This is a genomic window from Bacteroides sp. D22, assembly GCF_000163675.1.
GTDB lineage: Bacteria > Bacteroidota > Bacteroidia > Bacteroidales > Bacteroidaceae > Bacteroides > Bacteroides xylanisolvens.
On sequence record NZ_GG774800.1, the window covers coordinates 115,484 to 121,647 of the forward strand.

The 6,164-nt window shown below is 45.0% G+C and carries 5 protein-coding genes; 4 read left to right on the forward strand and 1 reads right to left on the reverse strand.

Annotated elements, in window-relative coordinates; genetic code table 11:
* Window positions 1-47: 47 nt before the first annotated feature.
* From HMPREF0106_RS17820 to HMPREF0106_RS17810, 3 genes are all read left to right on the forward strand, one after another.
* Window positions 48-1,982, forward strand: coding sequence for a sensor histidine kinase (locus tag HMPREF0106_RS17820; protein WP_032851129.1), 1,935 nt, complete (start codon window positions 48-50; stop codon window positions 1,980-1,982).
* The gene (locus HMPREF0106_RS17815) at window positions 1,979-3,721 is read left to right on the forward strand and encodes a bifunctional metallophosphatase/5'-nucleotidase (RefSeq protein WP_009039391.1); all 1,743 of its coding nucleotides are present in this window, start codon (window positions 1,979-1,981) and stop codon (window positions 3,719-3,721) included. The genes HMPREF0106_RS17820 and HMPREF0106_RS17815 overlap by 4 nt, the downstream gene beginning before the upstream one ends.
* A 95-nt stretch (window positions 3,722-3,816) precedes the next feature.
* Window positions 3,817-4,719, forward strand: a complete 903-nt coding sequence (locus HMPREF0106_RS17810) for a helix-turn-helix domain-containing protein (RefSeq protein WP_008022062.1) — start codon at window positions 3,817-3,819, stop codon at window positions 4,717-4,719.
* A 2-nt stretch (window positions 4,720-4,721) separates the two neighbouring features.
* On the opposite strand, the gene HMPREF0106_RS17805 is transcribed toward HMPREF0106_RS17810, so the two are convergent.
* Entirely contained in the window at window positions 4,722-5,306 is a 585-nt protein-coding gene (locus tag HMPREF0106_RS17805) for a Crp/Fnr family transcriptional regulator (RefSeq protein WP_004316331.1), read from the reverse strand.
* Window positions 5,307-5,321: 15 nt separating this feature from the next.
* On the opposite strand from HMPREF0106_RS17805, the gene HMPREF0106_RS17800 reads away from it, so the two are divergent.
* Window positions 5,322-6,143: a DUF3845 domain-containing protein gene (locus HMPREF0106_RS17800; RefSeq protein WP_009039392.1), complete on the forward strand. Its 822-nt coding sequence runs from the start codon at window positions 5,322-5,324 to the stop codon at window positions 6,141-6,143.
* Window positions 6,144-6,164: the final 21 nt, after the last annotated feature.

Genomic DNA, 6,164 nt, shown 5'->3' on the forward strand with positions numbered 1-6,164 from the left:
ATATTTGCAACTCAATTAATGAATTAACACATCAAAACTGCATTATTATGCTGGGACGTCTTGGATATTTTTTTATCTGTTTTCTTTGGCTCCTGCAGTCATCGAAGGTCTTGGCTGTCTCTAACGATAAGAAACCTATTCTGATTATCTGTTCTTATAATCCGGCAGCGCACCAAACATCGGTCACTATTTCCGATTATATGGATGAATATAGTAAGTTGGGAGGACAGCGCGACATCATCATCGAGAATATGAACTGTAAAAGCTTCTCGGAAGCTCCGCTATGGAGCAAAATGATGACACAGATTCTTGCTAAATATCAAGGGGAAAAGCATCCGGCGCAGATTATCTTGTTAGGTCAGGAAGCATGGGCCGCTTATTTGTCGCAGCGGGATGAAATGCAGGTGAAAGTGCCCGTGATGTGCAGTCTGGCCAGTAGCAACGTGGTGATATTGCCGGAAGATACCGTGGAAAGCCTGGATAGCTGGATGCCCGAATCAGTCGATCTCTTCGATGACCATCTGAATATCCCCGAACTCAAATCGGGATTTATCAACCAATATGATATAGAGGGTAATATTCAGATGATTCAAGCCTTCTATCCGAAAACGAAACACATTGCCTTTATTTCGGACAACACGTATGGCGGAGTGACCATGCAAGCATTGGTGCGAAAAGAAATGAAGAAATTCCCCGATCTGGATTTGATTCTGATGGATGGACGGAAACATTCTATTTATACCATCGTTGAGGAGTTGAGGCAACTGCCCGAAAACACGGTGATCCTGGTAGGAACGTGGCGGGTGGATATGAACGAGGGGTATTTCATGAGAAATGCCACGTATGCCATGATGGAAGTTACCCCTACCATTCCGACTTTTACCCCTTCATCGGTGAGTCTCGGTCATTGGGCGATAGGAGGGGTGTTGCCCGACTACCGGAAAGTGGGTGGAGAAATGGCTATGGAGTCTGTACGGATGGATACGCACCCGCAGGATACGGCGAAACATCTTTCGGTAATCGGCTGCAAAGCGGTATTGGATAGCCGGAAGGTGAAGGAATGGGGGCTGGACCCGGCGGTGTTGCCTTTTAAAGTGCAGCTTGTCAACCAGCCGGTTTCGTTCTATCAGCAATATACTTATCAGATATGGTCTGCCTGTGCTTTGTTTGTGATACTGGTGCTCGGCTTGTGCATCTCTCTCTTCTATTATTTCCGTACGAAACGCCTGAAAGATGAGCTGCTGAAATCGGAGAAGGACTTGCGCGTAGCAAAAGACAGGGCGGAAGAGTCTAATCGTCTGAAGAGTGCTTTCCTTGCCAATATGAGCCATGAGATACGGACACCGTTGAATTCGATTGTAGGATTCTCGGATGTATTGGCCGTTGGCGGTAGCACGGAGGAGGAACAGCAGTCTTATTATCAGATTATCAAAACCAATTCGGATTTGTTGCTTCGACTGATTAACGATATTCTCGACCTTTCACGTCTGGAGGCCAACCGGGTGACGCTGACTTGGGAGGAATGTGATGTGGTGCAGTTGTGCAGCCAGGTGGTAGCGTCTGTTAGTTTTTCGCGGCAGTCGTCGGAAAACCAGTTCTTGTTTACCACTTCTTTCGAATCTTTCCGGATGGTGACGGATGTGCAGCGTATGCAGCAAGTGATGATTAACCTGCTGTCCAACGCCAACAAGTTTACGAAACGCGGTAAGATCACATTGGACTTTTCTGTGAACGAGGAAACGCAAATGGCTGTCTTCTCGGTGACGGACACCGGATGCGGCATCCCGAAAGAAAAACAGGGACTTGTGTTCGAGCGTTTTGAGAAACTGAATGAATATGCCCAGGGTACCGGACTGGGATTGTCTATCTGTAAATTGATTGTGCACAAATGGAAAGGAAGTATATGGATCGACCCTGACTATACCGGTGGGGCGCGGTTTGTATTCTCTCATCCGTTAAATCTAAATATAGAAAAAGAATGAAACGAATCGTATTAATTTATGGCTTGCTTCTCTGCCTCGCTCTGTCTGTTGCGGCGCAGGAAAAGGTGGTGAAACTGAAGATTGTAGAAACAAGTGATGTACATGGCAATTATTATCCTTATAATTTTATAACCCGCCACGAATGGAAGGGGAGTCTCGCACGGGTTTATTCTTTCGTGCAGAAAGAGCGCGAACAATATAAGGAGAATCTGATATTGCTGGATAACGGCGATATTTTGCAGGGACAGCCCACTGCCTATTACTATAATTATATAGATACGGTGTCTCCCCATCTTTGCTCGGAAATGATGAATTATATGAAGTATGATGCCGGCAACATGGGTAACCATGACGTGGAAACGGGACGTGCCGTTTTCGACCGTTGGATCGCCACTTGTGACTTCCCAGTGTTGGGTGCCAACATCATAGATACATCTACGGGACAGCCCCATCTGGCTCCTTACAAAGTGTTGGAACGTGAGGGCGTGAAGATCGTGGTATTGGGAATGATTACCCCTGCCATCCCTGCATGGCTCTCCGAAAATCTGTGGAAAGGATTGCGTTTTGACGATATGGAAGAGACGGCACGCAAATGGATGAAGGTTATCCGTGAAAAAGAGAACCCGGATTTGGTGATCGGCTTATTTCATGCCGGACAGGAGGCTTTCAAAATGTCGGGCAAGTACAACGAGAACGCTTCTCTCAACGTAGCGAAGAATGTGCCGGGATTCGATATCGTATTGATGGGGCACGATCATTCCCGCGAATGTAAGAAGGTGATGAATGTTGCCGGAGACTCGGTATTGATTATCGATCCGGCCAGCAATGGGATTGTTTTGTCTAATGTAGATGTGACCTTGAAACTGAAAGATGGAAAGGTGCAGAGCAAGGACATCAAGGGTGTCTTGACGGAAACGGAGGCTTACGGAATCAGCGAGGACTTTATGAAGCGTTTTGCCCCGCAATATGAAACGGTGCAGAAGTTCGTTTCGAAGAAGATCGGCACTTTTACCGAAAGTATCTCCACTCATTCTGCTTTCTTCGGCCCTTCTGCCTTTATCGACCTGATACATACCTTGCAGCTCGACATCACCGGTGCCGACATCTCGTTTGCCGCTCCGCTTTCGTTTGACTCGGAAATAAAGAAGGGGGATGTATTTGTGAGTGATATGTTCAATTTATATAAGTATGAGAACATGCTGTATGTGATGACTCTGTCCGGAAAGGAGATTAAGGATTTCTTGGAGATGTCTTATTATATGTGGACGAACCGGATGAAATCGCCGGAAGATCATCTGCTCTGGTTCAAGGAGAAACGTCGTGAAGGTGCGGAGGATAGAGCGTCTTTCCAGAATTATAGTTTTAATTTCGACTCGGCTTCGGGCATTATTTATACGGTGGATGTCACTAAACCGCAGGGCGAGAAGATAACGATTACAAGCATGGCTGATGGTTCTCCTTTCCGCATGGATAAGATATATAAGGTGGCCTTGAATTCTTACCGTGGCAATGGAGGCGGAGAATTGCTGACGAAAGGGTCGGGCATCCCGCAGGAGAAGTTGAAAGACCGCATTATTTTCTCTACGGATAAGGATCTCCGTTTCTACCTGATGAATTACATTGAGGAGAAAGGAACGATGAACCCGAAAGCGCTCAATCAGTGGAAGTTTGTCCCGGAAAAGTGGACGGTGCCGGCTGCCAAACGTGATTATGAATATCTGTTCCGGTCTGTTCGATAAGTATCTAAAAGTGTTCATTATGTCCGATAATGCTCCCGATTGGCTTGTATATCTGATTAAATGCTGGTATATTTGTCGCCAAAAAAAGAGAGAGTATGGATATTCAAAGTGTTCCGAAAGTAGGTATTTCTTCGGTAGTTCATTCTAAACATATAGATGCCGACAACATTGATGTTGTTGATAATGATATAGCGCTTTTCGATACGGAGAGCGTTATATCGTTGTATAACGGGCCTACCAAACTGGAAGTGTTGACGGTGGGGCTTTGTCTGGAGGGTACCGGTACTTTTAAGATTAGTTTGCGTGAATTTCAATTGTGTCCCGGATTGATGGTGATAGCATTGCCTAATCAGATTATCGAGCAGCGGTATTTCAGTCACGATTTTAAAGGCATTTTCTTTGCTGTGTCGAAGAACTTGCTGGAAACGTTGCCTAAGATCGGAAATGTGCTTTCTTTGTTTTTCTATCTGAAAGATTATCCGTGTTTCGACCTCACTCCGCACGAGCAGGAGGTGGTGAAGGAGTATCACGCGTTTATCAGGAAACGGTTGAGGAATAAGGAAGCTTTATATCGTAGGGAAGTGGTAATGGGACTGATGCAGGGGTTCTTTTTCGAACTTTGCACTATTTTCACTAATCATGCACCTGCAAACGCTACTACGATGAAGAATAAAAGCCGGAAAGAGTATATCTTCGAACGCTTTTATGAGTCTCTGGTGGAGTCTTACCAGTCTGAACGCAGCGTAAAATATTATGCCGACCAACTGTGTCTGACGCCGAAACATCTTTCGGGAGTCGTGAAAGAAGTCAGCGGAAAAACGGTGGGAGAGTGGATTGACGAGTTGGTGATTCTGGAAGCGAAAGCCCTCCTGAATTCTTCAAGTATGAATATACAGGAGATTGCCGACCGGCTGAATTTTGCAAACCAGTCTTTCTTCGGGAAATATTTCAAGCATTACACCGGTATGTCTCCTAAAGAATACCGGAAAAGCCGCTAAAATCATAGAACACCGGAGCGTACACGGCTTAGTGTCTCCGGTGTCATCAGAAGATAGGAAGCGATGTGTGCCAGAGGCGCGCGTTTGATGATTTCCGGATGTGTTTCGAGCAGGAGGTTATAGCGTTCGCGAGCGGACTCGAAACGCCAAGAGTCTGCTTTAACCTGTGATACAATTAAAGAGTATTCCAATATCTTTTGATAGAACATGTTGATTTCCCAGTTTTCCCTCGCTAATTTTTGTATCATGTCGCGGGGGAATAAGTAAATAATGGAAGGTTCAAGAGTTTCTACGATTAGCCGGGTGGGTACTTGTTTCAGAAAACTTTCAATGCACATCACGATACATCCTTCGTATGAGAAATGTTCGGTCACGTCTTTCCCGTTTTTGTAATAGTACTGCCTAAGCATGCCTTTTCCTACAAAAACAAGTTCGTGGGCTACTTCTCCTTCGTTTAGCGCTATGGCTCCTTTGGGGAATTCTTCACGAATCAGTATGCTTTCTATCTGCCGTCTTCCTTCTATACTCATCTCCGGAAAGCGGGAATTGACAACAGCATTTACAGTCTCTCTTAATAGTGTATCCATGTCTTTTCTGTCTTGATGTGTGCAAAAATACTAAAAACGGTTGACATAAATCAAGGGTGGTATAAAAAAGATGTATCTTTGTCCGCAAAATCAAGAAGTAAGGTGATTATGAATAAGATAATAGGCTTGGCAGTGTTGCTGTTTTGTTTGAGTGGTTGCGTTAGGGATAATGATGCTATTTATTATCCGGTTGGCAACGTGGATGTGGAAAGAGGCGGTCCGGCTTTGGAGGCAGGAAAGGGAGATTTGATAGCCCGAAGTTATAATACCGAAGATTATGTGTTGGACACGCTTGCGCAATATCCGGGTGACCCGACTCTCGGTAAACTGACATTTATGATTAACCTGAAAAATCAGTCGGCGGATCAGGAAGTAGATGGATTTAATGGCGTCGGCCGGTCTAAACTAACGATGAGTCTTGGATATAAAGACGGTAACTATCCGGTAGAAAGTCAAGTCCCTGTTTATACCTCGTCTGACGTGACTGCCAGTTATGCGATCAAACTCCGCTTGAAAGGGGAATTGACCTTGACGGGAGACGAATGGATGATTGACTATGTGTATGCCCAATTAGCGGGCTTATTCCAGCCTTATCCGCCTACGTCTTTCCCGGAAGTGTTTATGTGTAAAGGAGGTGAGCAACCATTCGCTACTTTCGATTCTTTCCGTAGAACTTGGACATTTGATATAACCTATGATCGTTCCAACCTTTCTTTCAGCCAACTGTATTTCAACTTGTTCGTAAACCTGGCCGGGCAGAGGAGGGAAGAAAGAGTCCGGTTGAGAATAGATAAAGAATCTTGCTTTGAGATCTATAAAGAAAAAGAGGAAATGTAGTTTAACTGCATTTCCTCTTTT